The organism is Mycoplana sp. ABR4_002, assembly GCF_056159645.1.
Genome location: NZ_JBSWVO010000002.1, coordinates 387,313 through 412,167, shown reverse-complemented (window position 1 = coordinate 412,167; position 24,855 = coordinate 387,313). Strand labels below are relative to the sequence as shown.

The window sequence follows — 24,855 nt, the reverse complement described above, 5'->3', positions numbered from 1 at the left end:
CCCGCCCGAAGACGGCGGCATGATCGATCTGCTGGTGGCACGGAAAATGGCCGGGCACGCCGCAGAATGTGAGCCGTGGGTTCATCGTCACCGTCCCAGATAGTTCTCGATGACCCTCTGGTCCGCGCTGACGAAGTCGATCGAGCCTTCCGCCAGCACCGATCCCTCCGCCAGGCAGGTCACCTTCACGCCGAGGTCGCGGATGAAGCCCATGTCGTGCTCGACAACGACCACCGACCTGGTCTTGGCGATCGCCTTGAGCAGGATTGCCGTTTCGGCCGTTTCCGCGTCGGTCATGCCGGCGACCGGCTCGTCGACCAGCAGCAGTTCCGGTTCCTGGGCCAGCAGCATGCCGATCTCCAGCCACTGCTTCTGGCCGTGGCTCAGGCTTGCGGCCAGGTCGTCGCGGCGATTGGCAAGCCGCACCGTCGACAGGATTTCCTCGATGCGGGTCCTGTCCTCGCCGGACATGCGGTAGAACAGCGTCGCAAACACCCCCCGGTGGCGGTTCAGTGCCAGTTCCAGATTGTCCCAGACGGTGTGGCTCTCGAACACGGTCGGCTTCTGGAATTTCCGACCGATGCCGAGCTGGGCGATTTCCGCCTCGTCCCTCCGGGTCAGGTCGATGTCACCCTTGAAGAACACCGAGCCCTCGTCGGGTCGGGTCTTGCCGGTGATGATGTCCATCATCGTCGTCTTGCCGGCGCCGTTGGGACCGATGATAGCGCGTAGTTCCCCCGGCTCGATGACGAAGGACAGTGCGTTCAGGGCCTTGAACCCGTCGAAGGAGACGGACACGCCGTCGAGATAGAGCAGGCTGTTGGGCTTGGCGTTGCTGACGAGCGCATTCATGCCGGGTTACTCCGCCGCCTGGGGTTCTGCCGCGCCGGCCGGGTCTGTCGACTCGTTGGCGGCCGCGGCCATTCGGTATTCCCTGCGCCGCGCCAGCCAGGCCTTCATGGTGCCGACGATGCCCTTGGGCAGCAGCAGCGTGACGAGCACGAACAGCCCGCCGAGCGCGAACAGCCAGAATTCAGGGAAAGCGGCGGTAAATATGCTCTTGCCGCCGTTGACGAGGACGGCACCGATGATCGGGCCGATCAGCGTGCCGCGGCCGCCGACGGCCGTCCAGATCACGACCTCGATCGAATTGCCGGGCTCGAACTCGCCGGGGTTGATGATGCCGACCTGCGGCACGTAGAGCGCCCCGGCAATCCCCGCCATCATCGCCGAAACGGTGAAGGCGAACAGCTTGAAGTGCTCCACCCGGTAGCCGAGAAAGCGGGTGCGGCTCTCGGCGTCGCGGACGCCGACCAGGATCTTGCCGAATTTCGACCTGACGATGCCGGAGGTGAGCACCAGCGAGACGGCAAGCGCAACAGCCGACGCCGCGAACAGCGCTGCGCGGGTGCCGTCCGCCTGGATGTTGAAGCCGAGGATGTCCTTGAAGTCTGTCAGCCCGTTGTTGCCACCGAAACCCATGTCGTTGCGGAAGAAGGCCAGCAGCAGTGCATAGGTCATCGCCTGGGTGATGATCGAGAGATAGACGCCGTTAACGCGCGAGCGGAAGGCGAACCAGCCGAAGACAAAGGCAAGCAGCCCCGGCACCAGCACGACCATCAGTGCGGCGAACCAGAACATGTCGAAGCCGTGCCAGAACCAGGGCAGCTCCTTCCAGTTCAGGAACACCATGAAATCGGGGAGGATGGGATTGCCGTAGGAGCCGCGCGCGCCGATCTGGCGCATCAGATACATCCCCATGGCATAGCCGCCGAGCGCGAAGAAGGCCGCGTGTCCGAGCGAGAGGATGCCGCAGAAGCCCCAGACGAGGTCGAGCGCAAGCGCCAGCAGCGCATAGGTCAGATACTTGCCGAACAGCGATACGAGATAGGTCGGCACATGCAGGGGATGGTCGGGAGCGGTCAGGAGATTCAGCGCCGGAACCAGCGCCGCGAGCACCATCAGGACGGCGACGGCGACGACGACGGTACGATCGAAGGACTTGAGGAGAAACGAGGCGATCATGCTTCCACCGCCCTTCCCTTGAGTGCGAAGAGACCGCGCGGCCGCTTCTGGATGAAGAGGATGATCAGCACGAGCACGAGGATCTTGCCGAGCACGGCGCCCGCATAGGGCTCGAGGAACTTGTTGACGATGCCGAGCGTGAACGCGCCCACGAGCGTACCCCAGAGGTTGCCGACTCCGCCGAAGACGACGACCATGAAGCTGTCGATGATGTAGCCTTGGCCGAGGTTTGGCGAGACATTGTCGATCTGCGAGAGCGCCACCCCGGCGATCCCGGCGATGCCGGAGCCGAGCGCGAAGGTCAGCGCGTCGACCCAGGGCGTGCGGATGCCCATCGATGCCGCCATGCGGCGGTTCTGTGTGACCGCCCGCATCTGCAGCCCCATCGGCGTCCGCTTCAGGAGGAACAGCAGGGCGGCGAAGACCGCGAGCGAGAAGACGATGATCCAGAGCCGGTTCCAGGTGATCGTCAGCCCGCCGAGTTCGAACGCGCCGGACATCCAGGCGGGGTTGCCGACCTCGCGGTTGGTTGGGCCGAAGATGGTCCGCACGGCCTGCTGCAGGATCAGCGAGATGCCCCAGGTGGCGAGCAATGTTTCCAGTGGCCGGCCGTAAAGAAAGCGGATGACACCGCGTTCGATCGCAAGACCGACAAGGCCGGTGACCAGGAAGGCGAGCGGCAGCGCAATTGCCAGCGACCAGTCGAACAGGGCGGGAAAGGACGTGCGGACGACCTCTTGAACGACGAAGGTCGTATAGGCGCCGAGCATCACCATTTCGCCGTGGGCCATGTTGATGATGCCCATGACCCCGAAGGTAATCGCAAGTCCGATCGCTGCAAGCAGCAGCACCGAGCCGAGCGACAGTCCGTACCAGACGTTTTGCCCCGCGGCCCAGAACGCCTGCCGCTCCTGGATGCTGGCGATCGCCTCTTCGAGCGCCGGCCTGAGGCCGTCGTCGGCAACGGCGAGCGCGCCAGAGAGCAGCGACAGCGAATCCTGCCCGCCCGTCGCGCTGATGACGGCGATCGCCGCCATTTTTTCAGCGTCTGATCGGTCGGACATCAGCAGCGCAGCCGATCGCGCCTGCTCCAGCACGGCCTTCACGTCGGCGTTGCGCTCGCTCGCAAGCGCGGTCTCGATCTGCTCGAGCGCATCGGCCGACGGCGTTCGCAGCATCGTCTGCGCCGCCTGGCGGCGCACGGACGCATCCGGGCTCATCAGCGTCAGGCCGCCAAGCGCCGACCGGATCGAGCGGCGCAGGCCGTTGTTGACCTTGATCTTGACCAGCCCCGCCTTGGCCTCCTCGCCGACCTTCTCGCCGCTCAGCGGATCGATCAGGGCGAGTTTCCCGCCGGCGCGCCGGGTCAGGAACACCTGGCCGTCGGACTTGCGCTGGTAGAGGTCGCCCGAGGCAAGCGCTTCCAGCGCCGGAACGATTTTCGGATCGCCGGTCTTCGCCAGCGCCTCGACCTGCCTTTCGGTCTGGGAGAACCCGCCCTCCGCAAGCGCATTGATCAGCGCGCGCAGATCGTCCTCGGCGCGAAGATCGGTCGCGAGCACCGTGATCAGGATCGAGACGGCCACCAGCAGGCACTGGAGCGATCTATAGGCTAGCCGCATGAACATGTTGATATCCTCGCAAGGCCGGACCGGAAGCCGACATCCGGCGCGCGCAGCAAAGCATCGGAGCATCCCGCCACCGGAGACGACGGGATGCCTCCGACCGGCCATGTGGGGGAGCCACCATGGCCGGCCGGCCGATTCTTATGGATCAGGAGCCCTTGCCGCCGCACTTGCCGGTATCGACGTTGAAGTTTCCGCACGACATCGGCGCCCGCCAGTCGGCGATCAAATCCTTGGAGTCGGGCAGGAAATCGGACCACTCGTCGCCAACCACGAGGCCGGGTGTTTCCCAAACGGTCTCGAACTGGCCGTCCTCCTGGATCTCGCCGATCAGGACCGGCTTGGTGATGTGGTGGTTCGGCATCATGGTGGACAAGCCGCCCGACAGATTGGGCACGGAGACGCCGATCATCGCATCGAGCACGGCGTCGGTATCGGTCGTACCGGCCTTCTCGACCGCCTTCAGCCACATGTTGAAGCCGATATAGTGGGCTTCCATCGGGTCGTTGGTGACGCGCTTGTCGTTCTTGGTGAACGCCTTCCACGTCTCGATGAACTCCGCATTCGCCGGGTTGTCGACCGACTGGAAGTAGTTCCAGGCGGCCAGATGGCCGACGAGCGGCGCCGTGTCGAGGCCGGCCAGTTCCTCCTCGCCGACCGAGAAGGCGACGACCGGAATGTCCTCGGCCTTGATGCCCTGGTTGCCGAGTTCCTTGTAGAACGGCACGTTGGCATCGCCGTTGATGGTCGAAACGACGGCGGTCTTCTTGCCGGCCGAGCCGAAGGTCTTGATATCGGAGACGATCGTCTGCCAGTCCGAGTGACCGAATGGCGTGTAGTTGATCATGATGTCTTCGGGCGCAACGCCCTTGGCGATCAGGTAGGCCTCAAGAATCTTGTTGGTCGTGCGCGGATAGACGTAGTCGGTGCCGGCAAGTACCCAGCGTTCGACGCCCTCGCTCTCCATCAGGTAGTCCACGGCGGGGATGGCCTGCTGGTTCGGAGCCGCGCCGGTGTAAAAGACGTTGCGCTGGCTTTCCTCGCCCTCGTATTGGACCGGGTAGAACAGGATCGAGTTCAGCTCTTCGAAGACCGGAAGAACCGACTTGCGCGACACCGAGGTCCAGCAGCCGAACACCGCGGAAACCTTGTCGACCGAGATCAGTTCGCGTGCCTTTTCGGCAAACAGCGGCCAGTCGGAGGCTGGATCGACCACGACCGCCTCGAGCTTCTTGCCGAGCAGGCCGCCCTTCTTGTTCTGCTCCTCGATGAGCATCAGCATGGCGTCCTTCAGCGTGGTCTCCGAGATAGCCATGGTGCCGGACAGCGAGTGGAGGATACCGACCTTGATCGTGTCGTCGGCGGCGAAGGCGCCATGAAGCGCCGTCGTCGAAAGGACGGCGCCGAGAAATGCGCCAGTCAGGCGTGCCTTGATAGTCATGTTCGTGAACCCCTCTAGTTCGGACGGGCAACGGGACGGTTGGTCTTCTTGACCGTTGCTCGAGCGATCATCCGACGTTCACGCTGCAGTGCACATACGTCATTCTACGTAGGTGTGGGGGACATCGGCGGCATTCTTGCCGCAACGCACCAATTTTCCGAGCCGACGCGATGTGGTAGGACCATGCCGGAGGGCGATCGCATCGGCCCGCCTGTTGCAAAGGAAGCCCATGGCCGCACGCCAGCGCATCATCCCCGTCCGTCGGCAGTACAACCGCTGGGTCGCCGACCAGACGCTGGAGGACTATGCGCTGCGCTTCACCGCCAAGAGCGCCCGCCGCTTCTCCTCGCAACGCATCTCGCAGACGGCGATCGGCGCAATCTCGTTCCTGGCACTGGAGGCGATCGGCGGCACGATCACCATGTCCTACGGCACGACCAATGCCATTGCGGCGATTGCGGTCGCGAGCCTCATGATCCTGGTTGTCGGCCTGCCGATCAGCCGCTACGCGATCCGCCACGGCGTCGACATCGACCTTCTCACCCGCGGCGCCAGCTTCGGTTACATCGGCTCGACCATCACCTCGCTCGTCTATGCCAGCTTCACCTTCATCCTGTTCGCGATCGAGGCATCGATCATGTCCGGGGCGTTGGAACTGGCTCTCGGCATCCCGCTGTGGATCGGCTACATCATCAGTGCGGTCGCGGTGATCCCGCTTGTGACCTATGGCGTGCGGCTGATCTCGAAGTTCCAGCTCGTAACCCAGCCTTTCTGGATCGTGCTGAACATCCTGCCCTTCGTCTTCATCGCCTTTGCCGACTGGGAAAGCTTTGGCGAATGGTTGGCCTATGCCGGCATCCACCATGCCTCCGGCCCGGCCGGCACCTTCGCCCCGTTCCACCTGGTCGAATTCGGCGCGGCATCCGCCGTCATCTTCGCGTTGATGGCGCAGATCGGAGAACAGGTCGACTTCCTGCGCTTCCTCCCGCCCGACGGCCAGCGCAAGCTGCGTCATCGCGTCGCCGTCTTCCTCGCCGGATCCGGATGGGTGATTGTCGGCGCGCCGAAGCTCATCGCCGGTTCATTCCTTGTCGTGCTGGCGCTGAGCGCCGGCGTGCCGTCGACGCGCGCGGCAGATCCGGCGCAGATGTATTTCACTGCCTTTGGCTACATGCTGCCATCGGAAACCGCGGCGCTCTTGCTGATGGTCGCCTTCGTGGTGGTGTCGCAGCTGAAGATCAACGTGATGAACGCCTATGCGGGCTCGCTGGCCTGGTCGAACTTCTTCTCGCGCCTCACCCACAGCCATCCCGGCCGCGTCATATGGCTGGTATTCAATGTCGCGATCGCCCTGCTTCTGATGGAACTCGGCATTTACCGACTGCTGGAGGAGACACTCGGCATCTTCTCCATCGTCGCCATGGCCTGGCTCTGCACCATCTCGGCGGACCTGTTCGTCAACAAGCCGCTCGGCCTGTCGCCGCCCGGCATCGAGTTCAAGCGCGCCCATCTCTACGACATCAATCCCGTCGGCCTCGGTGCCATGGCGATATCGGCGGGGGTCGCGCTTTTTGCCCATTTCGGCGCTTTCGGCGACGTCGCCTCCTCGCTCGCCCCCTACATTGCCGCCGGAACCGCCTTCGTCGCCTCGCCGCTGATTGCCTGGTGGACGGACGGCAAATACTACCTTGCCCGCAAGCCGCGACGGAACTGGCAGCAGCAGGACACCATAACCTGCTCGATCTGCGAGCACCCGTTCGAGCCGGAGGACATGGCCTGGTGCCCCGCCTACGCCGCTCCGATCTGCTCGCTCTGCTGCTCACTCGACAGCCGCTGCCACGACATGTGCAAGCCCAAGGCGCGCTTCCATGCGCAGGCCGCCCACGTTGCGCACGCACTGCTTCCCAGGCCCATCATCGACCGACTTGCGACCCGGCTCGGCCGCTACGCCGTCTCGGCCGCGCTTTCGATCACCGGCATCGGCATCATCCTCGCGATGATAGCGCACCACGCCGGCGGCGCCTCCCCGGAAACGGCAGCCGTGGTCGAGCGCACCGTGGCGATCGTCTTCTTCGTTTTCGCCGTCGTCACCTGCGTCGTCTGCTGGTTCTACGTGCTTGCGCATGACAGCCGGGTGGTGGCGGAGGAAGAGTCCTCGCGCCAGAACACGCTGCTTCTGAAGGAGATCGCAGCGCACAAGAAGACCGATGCCGCACTGCAGGAGGCAAAGGAGGCGGCGGAGGCGGCCAATCGGGCCAAGAGCCGCTACGTCGTCGGCCTCAGCCACGAACTGCGCACGCCCCTCAATGCCGTGCTCGGCTATGCACAACTGCTCGAGCGCGACGAGACCATCCCGGCCCCGCGCCAGTCGGCGATCAAGGTGATCCGGCGCAGCGCCGAACATCTCTCGGGCCTGATCGACGGCCTGCTCGACATCTCCAAGATCGAGGCGGGCAAGCTGCAGGTCTATTCCAACGAGCTCAACATCCACGACTTCCTGGACCAGATCGTGGAAATGTTCCGGCCGCAGGCACAGGCCAAGGGCGTCGCCTTCGAGCACACGCGCGCACCGTCGCTGCCGCGATACGTGCGCACCGACGAGAAACGGTTGCGCCAGATCCTCGTCAACCTGCTTTCCAACGCGCTGAAATTCACCGACAGCGGCCGCATCCGGCTCGATGTCGCCTATCGCAGCCAGGTCGCCACCTTCACTATTGAAGACACCGGCCGCGGCATCGCCGCGAAGGATCTGCCAAAGATCTTCGACCCGTTCCAGCGCGGCGAGGCCGAGCATCTCGGGCGCATGCCGGGCCTCGGGCTCGGCCTGACCATTACCCGGCTGCTGACCCAGACACTCGGCGGCGAGATCGCAGTCACCAGCGCTCGGGACCAGGGGACTTCGTTCCGGATCCGACTGATGCTGTCGGCCATCGACCGCCCGCAGGCACTCATCGAGCCGGCCCGGCGCATCTGCGGCTACGATGGGCAGCGCCGCAGCATCATGGTCGTGGACGACAACGAGGACCACCGCCGGCTGATGCAGGAGACCCTGGCGCCGCTCGATTTCGAAGTATTGCAGTCAAGCAACGGCCGCGAGTGTCTTGCGTTGGTCGAAGCCATGCACCCGGATCTGTTTCTGGTCGACATCTCCATGCCGGAAATGAACGGCTGGGAACTCGTGGCGCGGCTGCGCCAGATTGGGCAGACGGTGCCGATCATCATGTTCTCCGCCAATATCGGCGACGGCTCGGCCCAACGCAGCGATAGCGGCCACAACGACACCCTCGCCAAGCCGTTCGACCTGCGCCAGCTCTACGACAAGCTCGCCCTGCATCTCGGGCTCAAATGGCGCTACGGCGATGACGGCGAGAATGGGCAAATGCTCGAGCGGTTGGACAGGATCATCCATCCGGGGCCGGCGCACGTGGCCGAACTGATCAGGCTCGGCGAGATCGGCTATGTCCGCGGAATAGAGGCGAAGCTGACCGAAATCGCCCGGCGGCCGGAACACCGCCCCTTTGCCGACGCCCTGCGCGACTACGTGCAGGCGTTCGACCTGTCCGGCTACGACGCCTTCCTCAAGGGCTTTGCGGAAGGGGCGCCCGGTCGTGACTGAAACATCCACCCCCCGCGACATCGTCCTGCTGGTGGACGATTCCCCCGAGGCGCTCGGCTTTCTCACCGAGGCGCTTGAGCACTCCGGCTTCACCGTCCTGATCGCCACCTCGGGCAGCTCTGCACTTGCCATCGTCGAGCGCATCACGCCGGATGTCATCTTGCTGGATGCGGTCATGCCAGGCCTGGACGGGTTCGAAACCTGCCTGCGCCTGAAAGCGAACCCGGCGGCGGGCCAGATTCCGGTCGTCTTCATGACCGGGTTGACCGAGACGGAACATGTCGTGCGCGCGCTCGACGTCGGTGGCGTCGACTACCTTACCAAGCCGATCAACATCGATGAGTTGCGCGCCCGCATCCGGGTACATCTTTCCAACGCCCGCTCCGCGCAAAGCGCACGGGTGGCGCTCGACGCCGCGGGCCGGCACCTGCTGGCCGTGCACGGCGACGGCCGGGTGCGCTGGTCGACGCCGCAGGCGACGCGCCTCGTCAACGCGGCAACGGGCGGGGATGATGGCCTGGAAGCGGTGGCGGCGCAGATCGCCCTCTGGATGGGGGAGGGTCAAGCGGGCCGGGACGGCAGCTTCACCATCCGCCAGGGCGGCCAGTCGGGCCTTCATCTGTCCTATCTCGGCGCGATCGGCGCGGACGAATATCTGTTCCGGCTGACGGCCGAGAACCGGCTCAGCGACGACGAAATCCTGCGTCAGCACTTTTCGCTGACGCAGCGCGAATCCGAGGTGCTCCTGTGGATCGCCAAGGGCAAAGCCAACCGGGACATCGGCGAGATTCTCGGCCTGAGCGCCCGCACCGTGACGAAACATCTAGAGCAGATCTATGTGAAGCTCGGCGTCGAGAACCGCGCCTCCGCCGCGGTCAAGGCCACGCACGTGCTGCACGCTGTGTGAGCCACATAGGACAGTGAAGGGAGGCGCGCACCACTGCGCCGCCCTTCACTGGGCCAGATAGATGACAAATCGAGACCGCCCGCCTCCCCCAGGCTGCCTCTCACCCCTGCCAGCTCAGAGGGCGCCCCCCAGCAGCGCCAGGCCGGCGAGCGTGATCGCACCGCCGCCGAGCCGCATCGCCGGCACCGAAAGTGATCCCGTCCGGCTGACGGCAGCGCCAAGACCGATCCCGAGGCCATGCAGCAGCACCGTTGCCGCCATGAACCCGAACGCGTAGGACAGGCCGGCCGCATCGAAAGGCATCTCCGCACCGTGAGCATGGCCGTGGAAGATCGCAAAGAGGCCGGCGGTGGCCATCGCCGCCGCCGTCGGCGCCTTCCACCGCAACGACAGGGCAAGGCCCAGCACGATGACCGAGACGGCAATGCCGACCTCGACGAAGGGAATGGTGACACCTTGCATGCCAAGCAGCCCGCCAAGGGCCATCATCACAACGAAGGTCACCGGCACAAGCCAGCGGGCGCGTCCGCCGAGGATGAAGGCGAGCGTTCCGACCGCGATCATCGCGAGCAAATGGTCGATGCCGCCGACCGGATGGACAAAGCCGTGAGCGAGACTGGCGGACGGGTCGGCACTCGTATGGGCCATGGCGATCGACGGCGCGGCGACGACGGCCGCTGCAATCAAGGCATGCTTGGTTCGTAGGTTCATTGTTTTCGTTCCCCTGGTGGTTGGGCGGCGCCGGGTTCCTGCGGTTCACCTGCGGCCCAAGAAGACACGCCTGCGGAGAGGCAAGGCAACCTTAGCGCGGGGCGATCAGATTACAACCTGAGAGCCGCGATCACAGCCTGCGGTGCCTGCTCTTGATCGCGGCGGCAGGACGGCAACGTTCTAGATCAAAATATTGATGATGCGGATTTATGTCTCCGACTTACCTAACGTGATAGTCTATTCCCGGGGAAGGGGAAAGGCATGAGCCAGGAGCGACTTGAATACATTGCCCGTGTGTTGATGGAATTGATCAAGCTTGCCGAGCATGACAAGGAGCCGGCGCCCTTGTTGATCTATTTCATGACCATGGCCCTCGCCGAGGCCGACGAGCGCTACCTGCTGATCGAACAGAAGCGCATCAAGTTCAGTCGGCCCCAATCCGTGCCAGCGCGTGACGAGCGGAGCCCGCAATCGTGAAACCACAGCGCTGCTGACCCGACCGGCCGAGCCTGCGAGCCCCTGCCAACCGATATGGTCTGAGCCAGGGCCCGACAACAGGCCGCGACCCCGCCGGGGATGCCCGGTCGAGGCCGTAGTGTCACCGACCTTGACGACGTTGCCGTTACGGTCGGGTGGCAGCGCGTGCCAAAGCTCGCCGCCGTTTCCACCGCCCGGCGGGACCGCCCGCAGAAATCCGCACCAGAGCCGCCTCCCCATGGACGCCATGTCGGTCTATCATGCCGCCCGCTGGGGAATTGGCCAGGCACAGCTGGTCCGCGGTGGAACGGTTCGGCACGGAGCGCGGGATGACGGGCGAAGCAAACTCGGTCCGGATCGGCAACTGTCGACTGCTGCTCAGCGAACGCGTGCTGCTTGCGGGCGGCAAGCCGGTGCGGATCGGCTCGCGGGCACTCGACCTGCTGGTACGCCTCGTCCAGACCCCGGGGCAGACGGTTTCCCCTGACGAACTCATGCATGCCGCCTGGCCAAACAGCATCGTCGAAGGGAACACCCTGCGCGTCCAGATCCGGAACATGCGGAAGGTCCTGTCCGCTCACGACGCCGACTGCTACGTCGTGAACCGAAGCGGGCGCGGCTACGCCTTCATCGACCCGGCCCAGTCGGCAGCCCCTCGCGCCCCCGCCCAAGGCTATCGCGCCGTTCCGACGGTCGGCCGCCTGATCGGTCGAGACGAGGTGATCGGAGCCATCTCCGCCACTCTGCAAGACCATCGGCTGGTGACGTTGACGGGAGCGGGCGGGATCGGCAAGACCGCCGTTGCGATGGAAGTCGGCCGGAGAAGGAGTCGGACCGGATCGGGCGAGGTGCACTACGTCGACTTTTCCAGCCTGCGTGACGAACGCCTGGTTCCGTCGATGCTGGCGTCGGCGCTCGGCCTTGCCGTCTCGGACCGGTCGCCCTTCGATGCCATTGCCCACCATCTGGCGGGTGCGCCGGCGCTGCTGATCCTTGACACCTGTGAGCACGTCATCGAGGCGATGGCGATGCTGGTTTCGGGCCTCCTCGCAGACACCGAGCGGCTTGATATCCTCACGACAAGCCGGGAAGTGCTTCGCGTTGAGGGCGAATGGGTGCACCGGCTGCAGCCGCTACGCTTTCCGCAGGACGAGCCGGCCAGCCTCGAGAATGCCGGCGCCTATACCGCGATCGACCTGTTCCGGGAAAAGGCATCGGCCGCCGGCTTCACCCTGCCGGATGATGCCGGAAGCCACGCGATGGTCGGCAAGATCTGCGCACGCCTCGACGGCCTGCCGCTGGCCATCGAACTCGCCGCGGCGAGGGTCGAACAATTCGGAATTGGCGGTCTGCTGAACGGGCTCGACCGGCATCCGGGCCTTTTGACCGACGGTCTGCGCAACGGGTCGCCGCGGCAGCGAACCATGCGGTCTGCGCTCGACTGGAGCTACGATCTGCTTCCGCACAAGGAACAGATGCTGCTGAACCGTCTGTCCACCTTCCAGTCGGCTTTCACCGCCGAGGCGGCGATGGCGGTGGCGGCCACCGGCGGGCTCGACGAACAGGACGTGTTGGACGGGCTGGGCCATCTCTATCGAAAGTCGCTATTGAGCTTGCGCCAGGTTCACGAGCATCAAGGTTACCGCCTATTGGACACGACCCGCGCCTATGCCGCGGAGAGGCTGATCAGCAGTGGCGAGGAAAGTGCCGTTCGCCGCCGCCATGCCCTGCATGTCGGGAGCCAGTTGCAATCCGAACGCGCTGCTCGGTCCGGCAACGGTTCGGTCCTATACGACGACTCCTACTTGCAGGAGGTTCGCGGGGCGCTCGACTGGGCGTTCTCGGTCGACGGCAATCTCGATCTTGCCTGCGAGCTCACCCTGGCCGCGGTTCCGGCCTGGTTCGCCCGCTCGATGATCGACGAGTGCCGGCGGCGCGTCGAGCAGGCGATCTCCAAGCTCCGGAGAGGAGGCGGGTCGGACTGGAAATCGATGCAGCTGCATGCTGCGCTCGGCAGCGCCTATATGAACATCGAAGGCGCGGGCACCAACACGCGTTCCGCCTGGTTGAAGGTCCTGCGGCTCTCCGGGCAGCTCGGCAGCATCGACTACCGGCAACGGGCGCTTTGGGGCCTGTGGGTCGACACGCGCAATCGCGGGCGATATGACCAGGCAGTCCAGCTCAGCCGGCGGTTTGATCGCCTTGCCGCCCGTTCCGGCGATTCACGCGTTCGCCGCAATGCCAGCCGGATGCAGGGAATCTCCCACTTTTTCGTCGGCAACCTTGCGCTGTCGCGGCAGTTCGTGGAGCGGGTGCTTGCGAGCGACCGGGATCCCGGCGACATCGCCACATACCAGTTCGACCAGTGGATCTCGTCACGATGCTTCCTCGCACAGATTCTTTGGTTGCAAGGTTTCCCGGACCAGGCCATCGCCATGGCGAGCCGGAACGTCGAGGATGCTATGGCCATCAATCATCCCGGTACGATCTCCTATGCGTTGACCGAGGGCGCCTGTCCGGTCGCCTGGAACGTCGGCGACCTTGCGGCGCTGCGGCGGTTTGCTCGGCTGGTTGTGGAGCGAACGGCCGCGAAAGGGCTGGAAGTCTGGAGGACCATCGGGGAATGCTACGACGGCATCGAGAAGCTCGATCGCGGCAGCGACGACGGCCTGGCCATCCTTGCGGGCGCGCTTTCGCACCTGCGGACCGAATGCCTCGGCCCCGTCTTTACCCGCGCCCTGGCTCACTATGCCGCCGCTCTTGTGCAGCGCCGCCGCTGGTCGGAAGCCACTGCAACGGTGGAAGAAGCGGTCCAGCGGGCGCGCGTCTCATGCGAACACTGGTGCCTGCCCGAGCTTCTCCGGGTCAAGGCGTTCGTCATCCAGAGCGACAACGCCAGCGCCGCCATGGCGCTGCTCGAGGAGTCCCTTGCCATGGCCGAGGCGCAGGGCGCGCTCGGCTGGCAGCTCCGCTCGGCGACGTCGCTGGCCGAACTCCTGTACCGGCGCGGCGAAGGGGCGAAGGCCCATGACGTGCTGCACCCCGTCTATCACCGCTTTGACGAGGGGTTTGCGACCCGGGACTTGAGGCAGGCGGCGCAATTGCTGCGGCGGTTGCCGCCCTCGCCGCAGCCGTCGCAACCCGAACGCAACGGGGTCGCACACCCATCGCACACGTCACTCAGACGTTCACTAGACTTGAAGTAAGACTGCCCGGCAGCGCTCGCGCGGCAAAGCCGCAACAGCAAGACAGTCACACACCGACAGTTTGGCGGGTCGGCATGGCCGACCCGCCGCGTCAACGCGCTGGAGATCCTGCCGGTCGATCACGCAGCCGGCGGGAAGTCGGTCGAGACGGAAAGCGGCCGCCACCTTGCGATCAACTCGCCGTCGTCGACGTGCTTGGCCGCGATCGCCGCGACCGCATCGCTGCCGAGCGGCAGACGTACCGGCGGGTCCTGGGCATCGACGAAGGCAACCACCACCTCGGCCAGCTTGTCTGGATTGCCGGGCTGGTTGTGGCTGATCTCGCGCGCCTTCGTGCGCACCAGCCCGGCCGTCGAGGCGTAGTCGTCGATCTGGATCGGGCTGACCCCGAGCGAGGTCGCGTCGAGGAAGTCGGTGCGGAAATAGCCGGGCTCGATCGCCGTGGCATGGATGCCGAGCGGTCTCAGTTCGTCGGCGAGCGCCTCGGTCAGGCCCTCCACGGCGAATTTCGTCGAGCAGTAGACCCCGAAGCCTGCGGCGCTGCGATAGCCGCCGATCGAGGAGAAATTGAGTATGCGACCGGCGCGCTGGCGGCGCATGTGCGGCAGCACGGCGCGCGTCACGGCGAGAAGGCCGAACACGTTCGTTCGATAAAGCGCCTCGACCTCCGGTCCGCTCGCCTCCTCGACCGCGCCCAGCAGACCATAGCCGGCATTGTTGACGAGTACGTCGATGCGACCAAAGCGCTCGACAGCCGCCTTCACCGCCTGATGCGCCTGGGTCTCATCGGTAACGTCGAGGGCGACGGCGAGGAGATTGGGCCGCTCGCCGAAGCGTTCGGCGAGCGCCTTGGGATTGCGGGCGGTGGCGACGACTCGGTCACCCTTGGCTAGGGCCTTTTCGACGATGAGCGCGCCGAAGCCGCGAGATGCCCCGGTGATGAACCACGTATGCATGAGAACCTCCTGGTTGATCGCCGCTCCATCATCGGCGGCTGGCTTAGTTCTATCGCGTCGTTGTTGCTGAGATAATCGACTGGATTTTCTGCGCGTTGATGAGTAAAATTCAGCAATGCGCGCCATCTCCCCCACCGACCTGTCGCCGTTTCTGGCGCTTGCACGCCACCGCAGTTTTCGTCTCGCAGCAGCGGAGATCGGCTGCACGCCGTCGGCGCTCAGCCACGCCCTCAAGGCGCTGGAGGAGCGGCTGGATCTCCGCCTGTTCAACCGCACCACGCGCAGCGTCGCTCTGACCGAGGCGGGCGAACGCCTTTTGTCCCGTGTCGCCCCGGCCTATCGCGACATCGAGGATGCGCTCGACGACCTCAACAGCCTGCGCGGCGCGCCGGTCGGGCGGCTGCGCTTCAATGCCGCCCGCACGTCCGCGAAAATGGTGCTGCTGCCGGTCGTCGCGCGTTTCCTCGCGGCTTACCCGAAGGTCAGCGTCGAGGTTGTCGTCGACAACGATCTGGTCGACATGGTGTCCGAGGGCTTCGATGCCGGCATACGCTTCGGCGAGGTGATCGCGCAGGACATGATCGCGGTTCCGATCGGCGGGCGCCAGCGCAGCGCGATTGTGGCAGCATCCGTGCTGTTCGAGCGCTTTCCGATCCCGACTGCCCCCGAGCAACTGAAGGCGCTTCCCTGTATCGGCCTGCGCTTCGGCAGCGGACGGCTGTACGGGTGGGAGTTCGAGCGGGGCGGGCTGGAGCTAAGCGTGGCGGTGGACGGGCCGCTTGTGGTCGGCGACCAGGACATGATGGTCGAGGCCGCCCTCCTCGGCGCCGGCGTCGCCTACGCCTTCGAGGACCAGGTCTCGACCTACGTGGCAGAAGGGCGGCTGATCAGGGTGCTGGAGGACTGGTGCCCGTACTACAGCGGCTTCTATCTGTACTACCCAAGCCGGCGGCAGATGCCCGCCGCCCTGCGTGCCTTCGTCGATTTCGTCAAGGCGGCAGGGCCTGCGCGGTAGTCGGGGGTCGACGCGATACCGGGGAAGGCGCGATCGGCGTTCGGCACGGTCTTGCCGACGCGGCTCAGGATCCCGAGTCGTTGCGTTCACGGCCCCTGATGGCGCTCAAGGCCGATGCCACCAGTCCGGTCGGCACGGCGATGATGCCGAGCGCGACGAACAGCATGACAACGGTGAAGAACCGTCCCATCGCCGTGACCGGATAGATGTCGCCATAGCCCACCGTCGTCAATGTCACGGCAGCCCACCACATCGCGTCGAGAATCGATGCAAAGGCCTCGGGCTGGGCGTCGTGCTCGAACTGGTAGATCACCAGCGCGCAGACATAGAGGACGACAAATGACGCTGCACTGAAGATGATCACCTCCTCGCGCACCACGCGCCAAGCTGCCTGAAGACGCTCGAGCGCATTGTTGTAGCGCACGAGTTTCAACAGCCGGGCAAGGCGCAGCAACCGCAGCGCTCGGATCGCACGAACGTCGATCCCGAATCCCGCAAACAAGAGGCCAAGGTAGAACGGAGCGATCGCGACGAGATCGACGACACCGAAGAAGCTGAACGCGTAGGCCCTGCGGTTCGGCGAAGTGACGAGACGCAGCACGTACTCGATCGTGAACACGGCAACCACGAAAATTTCCGAAGCGGAGAGCGCTGTTTTTGCCCAGGCCGGCAAACCGGGAATGGTCTCGATCCCCATCTCTATGGCTGAATAGACAATGAGGGCGTGGAGGCAAAGCTCGACGCGATGTCCCAGCCCGGGATGCTTGCCGTCAAGGGCAGTATCCACGTGCCTCTTCCAGTTCATGGCGTTCCTCCTGATCGTTCGTTGTCGCCGCACCATACCAGCGCAGATATCAAGCGGCAGTCTCGATACACGTCAGGAGTGTTGACCGCCCAACGCAAGGTCGAGAACAGACTTATCGTCCCTTGGGCAAGAGACCAAGCCTTCCCTCGCCAGTCTTACTTCCTGGGCCTCACGGCGTACCCCGCTCGCTACCGGCGAAGTCTGGCCGCCAGCCGGCGTGGCGACACGCCATGGACGCGTTTGAAGGCCGCGCCGAAGGCGCTTTCGGACTGGTATTCTAGTTCAGCGGCGATGTGCCCCAGAACCGCATCAGGCGATTTCAACGCCCGGCGGGGCCACCATTCGGCCGCCGATCGAAACGAAATCCGAACCCGAGCCGGCATCGAGAAGGGGACGCCCAGCGACAAGAGAAAGCAGTCACCCCGGCTCGGTCCTCGGTCCCCTCGCCCGGCACCTGTCACGCGAGGAGATCGACAGCTTCGGCGCGGTGGACGCGGACGGCAACCCCGTCATCGACCCGGAGCGGGACAGGAAGACGGCTGCACAGGGTGCCGCCACGACCGTGTGGTGCGCGACGAGCCCCCGCCTCGACGGGCTCGGCGGACTTTACTGCGAAGACGGCGACGTGGCGCAGCTGTCGGACGATGCCCGCCGCGGCGTGCGATCCTTTGCCGTCGACCCCAACCTGGCCGAGGCCCTGTGGCGGGAGAGCGTTCGCCTGACCGGCATGGACCTGCCGGCGCCGGTTGGACGCTGACCCACGCGAGCGTCGCTCGCCTCGTATCCCATCGCCGGCCGATGTTGCTCTTGGCCTTTGCGGCATCGGAGAGTTTCGCCAGGCGGCCGACGGGACCGGCTTTTCTCCTTCGGCAACTCCTGCAAGAATTGCGCAAGGGCGGACCGCATGTCGCGGCCCGGCCGGCGAAGGTAGCCAGGAGAATCGCGATGACCGCGCCCCGTCCCTCGAAGACCCATATCGGGAACCACGAGCTGCATCCGGAAACCCAGATGCTCAACTACGGCTTTGATCCGGAACTGTCCGAAGGGGCCGTGAAGCCGCCGGTGTTCCTGACCTCGACCTTCGTGTTCCACTCCGCCGAGGAAGGGCGCGATTTCTTCGACTACACCGCCGGCCGGCGCGAGCCGCCGGCCGGCACGGCGAGCGGGCTGGTTTATTCCCGCTTCAACCATCCCAACAGCGAGATCGTCGAGGACCGCCTGGCCCTCTACGAGCGGACCGAAAGCTGCGCGCTGTTCTCCTCGGGCATGTCGGCCATCGCCACCACGCTGCTGGCCTTCGTCCGGCCCGGCGATGTCATCCTGCACTCCCAACCGCTCTACGGCGGCACGGAAACGCTGCTGGCCAGGACCATGCTCAATCTCGGCGTCTCGGCAGTGGGCTTTGCCGACGGCGTCAGCGAACACGCGGTCCAGACGGCCGCAGACGAGGCGATGAAAAAGGGGCGCGTCTCGGTCATCCTCGTGGAGACGCCGGCCAATCCGACCAACAGCCTCGTCGACGTGGCGATGGTGCGCCGCATCGCCGAGGCCATGGGCGAGGCGCAGGGGCACCGGCCGGTCGTCGCCTGCGACAACACGCTGCTCGGGCCTGTGTTCCAGCGTCCGATCGCGCACGGCGCCGATATCTCCCTTTACTCGCTGACCAAGTATGTCGGGGGGCACTCCGACCTGATCGCCGGCGCCGCCCTTGGCGCGAGGGCCGTGATGAAACCGGTCAAGGCGCTGCGCGGGGCGATCGGCACCCAGCTCGACCCGCATTCGTGCTGGATGCTCGGGCGTTCGCTCGAGACCTTGTCGATCCGCATGGAGAAGGCGAACAGCAACGCCCGCGCTGTCGCCGACTTCCTGCGCGACCACGCCAAGGTCGAGGCGATCCACTATCTCCCCTATCACGATCCCGAGGGCCCGGTCGGTCGGCTGTTCGCCCGCCAGTCGAGCGGAGCCGGCTCGACCTTCTCCTTCGACATCCGCGGCGGCCAGCCGGCATCCTTCCGCTTCCTCAACGCCTTGCAGATCTTCAAGCTCGCGGTCAGCCTCGGCGGGACGGAGTCGCTGGCCAGCCATCCAGCATCGATGACCCATTCCGGCGTGCCGGAGGACGTGCGCCGGCGCATCGGCGTGCTCGATTCGACGATCCGCCTGTCGATCGGCATCGAGCATCCGGACGATCTGATTGCCGACCTGGCCCAGGCGCTCGAGGCGGCCTGACCGAAGACCAGCCCGGCACAAAAAAGGCCCGCTGCAAGAGTGGGCCCTTTCCGGAGACCTTGCCGGCCTCTCTTCCTTGGGAGGAAACTATTCGGCCGGCTGGAGAGCCGGCGTCTCGGCCGCCGCCTCCGTGCTGCGCCCGCCAAGCGCGGCATCGAGCTTGGCGACATCCAGTTCGTTCTCCCAGCGCGCGACGACGATGGTGGCGACGGCGTTGCCGACGAAGTTGGTCAGCGCCCGGCATTCCGACATGAAGCGGTCGATGCCGAGGATGAGCGCCATGCCGGCGACGGGCACCGCCGGCACGACGGAAAGCGTCGCGGCGAGCGTGATGAACCCGGCGCCGGTGATGCCGGCGGCCCCCTTCGAGCTCAGCATCGCCACCAGCAGCAAGAGGATCTGATCGCCCCAGGACAGGTCGATGCCGACGGCCTGGGCGATGAACAGGGCAGCCAGCGTCATGTAGATGTTGGTGCCATCGAGGTTGAACGAGTAGCCGGTCGGAATGACGAGGCCAACGACCGAGCGCTTGCAGCCGGCCCGCTCCATTTTCTGCATCAGGCCGGGAAGGGCGGCTTCCGACGAGGAAGTGCCGAGCACCAGAAGCAGTTCTTCCTTGATGTAGCGGATCAGCGCCACGATCGAGAAGCCGTTGTAGCGGGCGACAGCGCCGAGGACGACAAAGACGAACAGCAACGAGGTGATGTAGAAGGTCGCGATCAAAAAGGCGAGGTTGGCGATCGAGCCGATGCCGTATTTGCCGATGGTGAAGGCCATCGCGCCGAAGGCGCCGATCGGAGCGGCCTTCATCAGGATGGCGACGAGCCGGAAGATCGGCGCCGTGAGCGCGTGCAGGAAGTCGACGACGGGCTTGCCGTGGTCGCCGACCATGGCCAGCGCGACGCCGAACAGCACCGAGAAGAACAGCACCTGCAGGATGTCACCTTCGGCAAACGCGCCGACGATCGTCTGCGGAATGATGTTCATCAAAAAGCCGGTGATGGTCGACTCATGCGCCTTGGCCGCATAGCCGGACACCGTGCTGGCATCGAGCGAGGCCGGATCGATGTTCATGCCTGCGCCCGGCTGCACGACGTTGGCGACCAGCATGCCGACGACGAGCGCCAGCGTGGAGAAGGTCAAAAAGTAGATCATCGCCTTGCCGGCGACACGCCCGACCTTCTTCAGATCCGACATGCCGGCGATGCCGGTCGCGACCGTGAGGAAGATGACCGGGGCAATGATCATCTTGACGAGCTTGATGAAAGCGTCGCCCAGCGGCTTCAGGCTGGCGCCGAGATCCGGGGCATAGTGACCGACGAGCATGCCGGCAACGATCGCCACCACCACCTGGAAATAGAGGTGGCGATAGAACGGCAGCGGTGCGCGCTGCCCGGAGACTTCAGAAGAGATGTGCATGATGTCCTCCTTCGCGCCCACACCAGACATTGGCTCTTCCCAGGGCGGATTGCTGATATCTGCCGGAGAACAGCAATCGGCGTGCCAGACGCGGATATACCGCCTTAACCTGTTGTTTTATTTTACGGTTACACAGAAAGGCCGCATCACAACGAATTGCTTTGTGCGGCGATTCGCACAAATCGTCTTGAGGTTTGTGCGGAAAAATGCTCAGGATAGAACATGGAACAGACCCTGCGAGGCGACAGCCCGGCGCCGCGCCTGCACACGCGGCGAACCTGGATCGCGTTCGGCCTTGTGGCCTTGGCGCTGGTTCTCGCCGCGCTCCACGTCGCCGGGCTCTACGGGCGGGCAACCGCCCTGGCAGGCCTGGAGGCGGAAGGACGGGCCGACGCCAACCTGAAGATTTCGCTGCTTCGGGCTGTGCTCGAGCGGCCGCGGGCGCTGCCCCTGCTCCTCGCGCGCGATCGCGATGTCGAAGAGGCGCTTCTGGCGCCGGGCGCGGAGACGCGCCAGGTGCTCAGCCGCAAGCTGGAGGAACTGGTGGTCGGCACCAGTGCCGCCGTGCTCTACGTTATCGATCCGGCGGGCACGACCATCTCGGCGAGCAACTGGCAAGAGCCGACCAGCTTTGTCGGCAACGACTATTCGTTCCGAGAATATTTTTCGCGGGCGATGACGGACGGTTCGGCGGAGCATTTTGCGCTCGGCAGCATCAGCAAGCGCCCGGGACTTTACATCTCGCACCGGGTCGGGCCCGCGGCGGTCCCGCTTGGCGTCGTCGTGGTCAAGATGGAGTTCGACCGGCTCGAAGCTGACTGGCGCGACGCGCGACGCCCCGCCTACGTCACCGATGCCAATGGCGTCATCCTGATCACCAGCATTCCGTCCTGGCGCTTCATGACGACGACGGCGCTGGCTCCACGGCAATTGGCCGAAATTCGCCAGAGCCTTCAGTTCGGCGAGGCACCTCTCGTTCCCCTTCCCTTCACAGCCATCGAACCTCCTGAACCAGGCGCAAGCCTCGTTCGCACCGTCCTGCCCGGCGGCGCGGCAGCGGACTACCTGCGGATCACCGCCCCGGTCGTTTCGACGCCCTGGACCTTCGAATATCTTGTGCCGACCAATCCGGCCGTCGCGGCGGCCGTACGGTCGGCCAGGATGACGGCGATGCTCGGCCTGGCGATGCTGCTGCTGGCGGTGGCGATCTGGCTGCGCCGCCGCCAGCAGGCAATGGCGGACAGGACCAGAGAGCAGACGGCGCGGGACGAGCTGGAGCGCCGCGTGGCTGAACGGACGATCGACCTGAGCCGCGCGCGCGACCGGCTCGAGGCCGAGATTGCCGACCACCGGGCAACGGAGGCCCGCTTGCAGTCGGTGCAGGAAGACCTGGTCCACGCCAACAGGCTCGCCATTCTCGGCCAGGTGGCCGCGGGCGTTGCCCACGAGATCAACCAGCCGGTTGCGACCATCCGCGCCTACGCGGACAATTCCAAGGTCTTCCTGGCGCGGCAGCAGCCGGGCCCGGCCCTGGAAAATCTCGATCTCATCGCCGGGCTCACGGAACGGATCGGCGCTATCACCGCCGACCTGAAGGCGCTGGCGCGAAAGGGCCGCGTTGCGCCCGAGGCGGTGGACCTTGCCGACGTGATCGACGGCGCCATTCTTCTCTTGCGCAGTCGCTTCACCGGGCAGCTGGGCCGCCTGGCGATCACACCGCCACCCGCCGGCCTGAAGGTCATGGGCAACCGGCTGCGGCTGGAGCAGGTCTTCATCAATCTGTTCCAGAATGCTCTCGAGGCGGTGGAGGACCACCCCGACGGACGGGTCAGCGTCCGTATTCAAGAAGCTCCTGATGCGGTCACCGTTGCCGTCGGCGACAACGGCCCCGGCATTTCGCCCGCGATCCTCGGTTCACTGTTTGAACCATTCAACACCTCCAAGGAAAGAGGGCTTGGCCTCGGACTGGTCATCTCGAAGGAGATCGTCACCGACTATGGCGGTCGAATCGAGGTGGAAAACAGTCCATCAGGGGCCTGCTTCCTCGTCCATCTGCAAAAGGCAGGTCCATGAACGCCGCTGTTCCCGTTCTCCTGATCGACGACGATCGTGATCTTTTGCGGGCCACCGCGCAGACCCTGGAACTTGCTGGCTTCGGGGTCACGGCGCTGCCGGCCGCGGCCGACGCTTTGGCCGGGCTCGACCGGACATTCGAGGGGGTCGTGGTCTCCGACATCCGCATGCCGGGCATCGACGGACTGCAACTGTTCGAGCGCATCCGCGCGCTGGACGAGCAACTGCCGGTCATCCTGATCACCGGCCACGGCGACATCCCGATGGCGGTCCAGGCAATCCAGGACGGGGTCTACGACTTCATCGCCAAGCCATTCCCGGCCGAGCGGCTCGTCCAGTGCGTTCGCCGGGCGGCGGAAAAGCGCGCGCTTGTCGTCGAAAACCGGCGGCTGCGCGAGGCGGCAACGCGGGCCGGGGACGACCTTCCGCTGATCGGCCAGACCCCGGCGATGGAGCGCCTGCGCCAGACGCTGCGACAGATCGCGGAGACCGACGTCGACGTTTTGGTGACCGGGGAGACGGGAAGCGGCAAGGAGGTGGTGGCGCGGCTGCTGCATGATTGGAGCCGGCGCGTCAAAGGCAACTTCGTCGCGCTCAATTGCGGGGCGCTGCCCGAACAGATCATCGAGAGCGAACTCTTCGGCCATGAACCCGGCGCCTTCACCGGAGCGCAGAAGAAGCGCGTCGGCCGCATCGAGCATTCGAGCGGCGGAACGCTGTTTCTGGACGAGATCGAAAGCATGCCGCTGTCGGCGCAGGTGCAGATGCTGCGGGTCCTGGAGATGCGCGAGGTTTCGCCGCTCGGCACCAACGAAGTTCGACCAGTGGACCTGCGCGTCGTCGCCGCGGCCAAGGTCGACCTCGGCGACCCGGACCGGCGCAAGAGCTTTCGCGAGGATCTGTACTATCGCCTCAACGTGGTGGCGGTCTCGATTCCGCCGCTGCGGGAGCGGCGCGAGGACGTGCCGCTGCTGTTCCGCTACTTCGTCGAGAAGGCGGCACGGCGGTTCGGCCGGGATGTGCCGCAACTGTCCGCCGCCGTTGGCCGCCATCTCAGGGAGTACGACTGGCCGGGCAATGTGCGAGAGCTGTCGCATTTCGCCGAGCGCGTGGCGCTGGGGCTTGAGCCGGCCGGGGCAGACCCCTCGCCCCTCCCCGCCAATGGCGCTCTGCCCTCTCTTCCCGAGCGGCTCGAGAGCTACGAGGCCACCGTCATCCGCGAGACGCTGACCTCCTTCGGCGGCGACGTGCAGCAGACTGTCGCCGCCCTCGGAATTCCCCGCAAGACCTTTTACGACAAGCTGCAGCGGCATGGCATCGTCCGCAGCGAATTCGCCCGGAAGGCGCGCTGACGGCGAGAGCTTCCGGCTAGACCAGCCAGCGCGCAAGGGCGACGAAGATCGGGATGCCCGCAAGCAGGTTGAAGGGGAAGGTGACGGCGAGCGACATGGTCAGCGGCAGCCCGATATTGACCTGCGGCAGGGCCAGCCGGACGGCCGCCGGCGCGGCGATGTAGCTGGCGCTTCCGGCGAGGATGCCGAGCGCTGCGGCCGAGCCGGGGGCGAGCCCCGCCTTCGTTCCGACGATGACGCCGACCGTGCCGTTGAGAAGCGCGATCGCCACCGCCGAGGCCACGAGCGCGGGCGTCAGGTTGCGCGACTGCAGCAACTGGCGCGCGGCGGTAATCCCCATGTCGAGCAAAAACAGGCAGAGCATGCCCTTGAAGCCGCCTTCGAACAGCGGCGCTACCGGGGCAAAGCCCTCGCGGCCGGCAACGAGGCCGATCAGGAAGCTCCCCACCAGCAGCACCACCGAGCCGTTGGAGAAGGCCTCGGCCATCTGCCGGCCGCCGCTGTGGGCGGCGGCCGATCCCGCGCGCGCCAGCCAAAGACCCATCAGGATCGCCGGTGCCTCCATCAGCGCCATCACGGCAACCATGTAGCCCTCGGCCGGCAGGTTCGCCGCCTTCAGCACCTCGATCCCGGTGACAAAAGTCACGACCGAGACCGAGCCATAATGAGCGGCGACCGCACCGGCATTCGCGCGGTCAAGCCGGCCGACCCACCGCGCGACCCAGAAGGCCGGCAGCGGCAGGAGAAAGCTCAGGACCAGGCCGGCCATGCCGGCGGCGAGCAGTTCGTGGCTGTAGCCGGAATCGGACAGCTGGACGCCGCCCTTCAGGCCGATCGCGGCCATCAGGTAAAGCGCCACGGCCTTGCTGATCGGCTCGGGAACGGCGAGATCGCTGCGGATCATCGCCGCGAGCCCGCCGAGCAGGAAGAACAGGATCATCGGGGAGAAAAGCACGTCCATAGGACCACCGGAGGTTTGCGTCTACTTGTCTGGAGCG

18 protein-coding genes are annotated in these 24,855 nt (G+C 65.5%); 9 read left to right on the top strand and 9 right to left on the bottom strand.

Features of this window, described 5'->3' with window-relative positions; genetic code table 11:
• Positions 1-87: 87 nt before the first annotated feature.
• The 4 genes from urtD to urtA all read right to left on the bottom strand — a co-directional run bounded on the left by urtD (position 88) and on the right by urtA (position 5,091).
• On the bottom strand, positions 88-852 hold the full coding sequence (gene urtD, locus ACXAGF_RS22130; protein WP_475019697.1) for an urea ABC transporter ATP-binding protein UrtD: 765 nt from the start codon (positions 850-852) through the stop codon (positions 88-90).
• A gap of 6 nt (positions 853-858) precedes the next feature.
• The gene (gene urtC / locus ACXAGF_RS22125; RefSeq protein WP_475019696.1) at positions 859-2,025 is read right to left on the bottom strand and encodes an urea ABC transporter permease subunit UrtC; all 1,167 of its coding nucleotides are present in this window, start codon (positions 2,023-2,025) and stop codon (positions 859-861) included.
• Positions 2,022-3,653 (bottom strand): urea ABC transporter permease subunit UrtB, encoded by a 1,632-nt coding sequence (gene urtB / locus ACXAGF_RS22120; RefSeq protein WP_475019695.1) that lies wholly within the window; start codon positions 3,651-3,653, stop codon positions 2,022-2,024. Before urtB ends, urtC begins: the two co-directional genes overlap by 4 nt.
• A 145-nt stretch (positions 3,654-3,798) precedes the next feature.
• Positions 3,799-5,091, bottom strand: a complete 1,293-nt coding sequence (gene urtA / locus ACXAGF_RS22115) for an urea ABC transporter substrate-binding protein (protein ID WP_475019694.1) — start codon at positions 5,089-5,091, stop codon at positions 3,799-3,801.
• A 229-nt stretch (positions 5,092-5,320) separates the two neighbouring features.
• On the opposite strand from urtA, the gene ACXAGF_RS22110 reads away from it, so the two are divergent.
• Positions 5,321-8,707 (top strand): hybrid sensor histidine kinase/response regulator, encoded by a 3,387-nt coding sequence (locus tag ACXAGF_RS22110; RefSeq protein ID WP_475019693.1) that lies wholly within the window; start codon positions 5,321-5,323, stop codon positions 8,705-8,707.
• Positions 8,700-9,614: a response regulator gene (locus tag ACXAGF_RS22105; RefSeq protein ID WP_475019751.1), complete on the top strand. Its 915-nt coding sequence runs from the start codon at positions 8,700-8,702 to the stop codon at positions 9,612-9,614. Before ACXAGF_RS22110 ends, ACXAGF_RS22105 begins: the two co-directional genes overlap by 8 nt.
• A gap of 114 nt (positions 9,615-9,728) precedes the next feature.
• Here ACXAGF_RS22105 and ACXAGF_RS22100 read toward each other — a convergent pair whose 3' ends face one another.
• Positions 9,729-10,325: a HupE/UreJ family protein gene (locus ACXAGF_RS22100; protein WP_475019692.1), complete on the bottom strand. Its 597-nt coding sequence runs from the start codon at positions 10,323-10,325 to the stop codon at positions 9,729-9,731.
• A 261-nt stretch (positions 10,326-10,586) separates the two neighbouring features.
• On the opposite strand from ACXAGF_RS22100, the gene ACXAGF_RS22095 reads away from it, so the two are divergent.
• Both ACXAGF_RS22095 and ACXAGF_RS22090 read left to right on the top strand, forming a co-directional pair.
• Positions 10,587-10,802: a hypothetical protein gene (locus ACXAGF_RS22095; protein ID WP_475019691.1), complete on the top strand. Its 216-nt coding sequence runs from the start codon at positions 10,587-10,589 to the stop codon at positions 10,800-10,802.
• Between the two features lie 329 nt (positions 10,803-11,131).
• A complete protein-coding gene (locus tag ACXAGF_RS22090; RefSeq protein WP_475019690.1) occupies positions 11,132-14,008 on the top strand; it encodes an ATP-binding protein in 2,877 nt (958 codons plus the stop codon).
• A gap of 119 nt (positions 14,009-14,127) precedes the next feature.
• Here ACXAGF_RS22090 and ACXAGF_RS22085 read toward each other — a convergent pair whose 3' ends face one another.
• Positions 14,128-14,964: an oxidoreductase gene (locus tag ACXAGF_RS22085; protein WP_475019689.1), complete on the bottom strand. Its 837-nt coding sequence runs from the start codon at positions 14,962-14,964 to the stop codon at positions 14,128-14,130.
• 115 nt (positions 14,965-15,079) lie between these two features.
• Between ACXAGF_RS22085 and ACXAGF_RS22080 the strand changes: the two genes are divergently transcribed.
• Positions 15,080-15,979, top strand: coding sequence for a LysR family transcriptional regulator (locus ACXAGF_RS22080; protein ID WP_475019688.1), 900 nt, complete (start codon positions 15,080-15,082; stop codon positions 15,977-15,979).
• Between the two features lie 64 nt (positions 15,980-16,043).
• On the opposite strand, the gene ACXAGF_RS22075 is transcribed toward ACXAGF_RS22080, so the two are convergent.
• Complete coding sequence (locus ACXAGF_RS22075; RefSeq protein WP_475019687.1) at positions 16,044-16,784, bottom strand: ion transporter; 741 nt, start codon at positions 16,782-16,784, stop codon at positions 16,044-16,046.
• A 487-nt stretch (positions 16,785-17,271) separates the two neighbouring features.
• Between ACXAGF_RS22075 and ACXAGF_RS22070 the strand changes: the two genes are divergently transcribed.
• Positions 17,272-17,541, top strand: coding sequence for a hypothetical protein (locus ACXAGF_RS22070; protein ID WP_475019686.1), 270 nt, complete (start codon positions 17,272-17,274; stop codon positions 17,539-17,541).
• Between the two features lie 188 nt (positions 17,542-17,729).
• Positions 17,730-19,013: a cystathionine gamma-synthase family protein gene (locus ACXAGF_RS22065; RefSeq protein ID WP_475019685.1), complete on the top strand. Its 1,284-nt coding sequence runs from the start codon at positions 17,730-17,732 to the stop codon at positions 19,011-19,013.
• 87 nt (positions 19,014-19,100) lie between these two features.
• Here ACXAGF_RS22065 and ACXAGF_RS22060 read toward each other — a convergent pair whose 3' ends face one another.
• Positions 19,101-20,432: a dicarboxylate/amino acid:cation symporter gene (locus ACXAGF_RS22060; protein WP_475019750.1), complete on the bottom strand. Its 1,332-nt coding sequence runs from the start codon at positions 20,430-20,432 to the stop codon at positions 19,101-19,103.
• Between the two features lie 222 nt (positions 20,433-20,654).
• On the opposite strand from ACXAGF_RS22060, the gene ACXAGF_RS22055 reads away from it, so the two are divergent.
• On the top strand, positions 20,655-22,505 hold the full coding sequence (locus ACXAGF_RS22055; RefSeq protein WP_475019684.1) for a sensor histidine kinase: 1,851 nt from the start codon (positions 20,655-20,657) through the stop codon (positions 22,503-22,505).
• Entirely contained in the window at positions 22,502-23,857 is a 1,356-nt protein-coding gene (locus ACXAGF_RS22050) for a sigma-54-dependent transcriptional regulator (protein WP_475019683.1), read from the top strand. Before ACXAGF_RS22055 ends, ACXAGF_RS22050 begins: the two co-directional genes overlap by 4 nt.
• A gap of 16 nt (positions 23,858-23,873) precedes the next feature.
• Here the strand turns inward: ACXAGF_RS22050 and ACXAGF_RS22045 are convergent, their stop codons facing one another.
• Entirely contained in the window at positions 23,874-24,818 is a 945-nt protein-coding gene (locus ACXAGF_RS22045) for a sodium-dependent bicarbonate transport family permease (RefSeq protein ID WP_475019682.1), read from the bottom strand.
• Positions 24,819-24,855 lie beyond the last annotated feature (37 nt).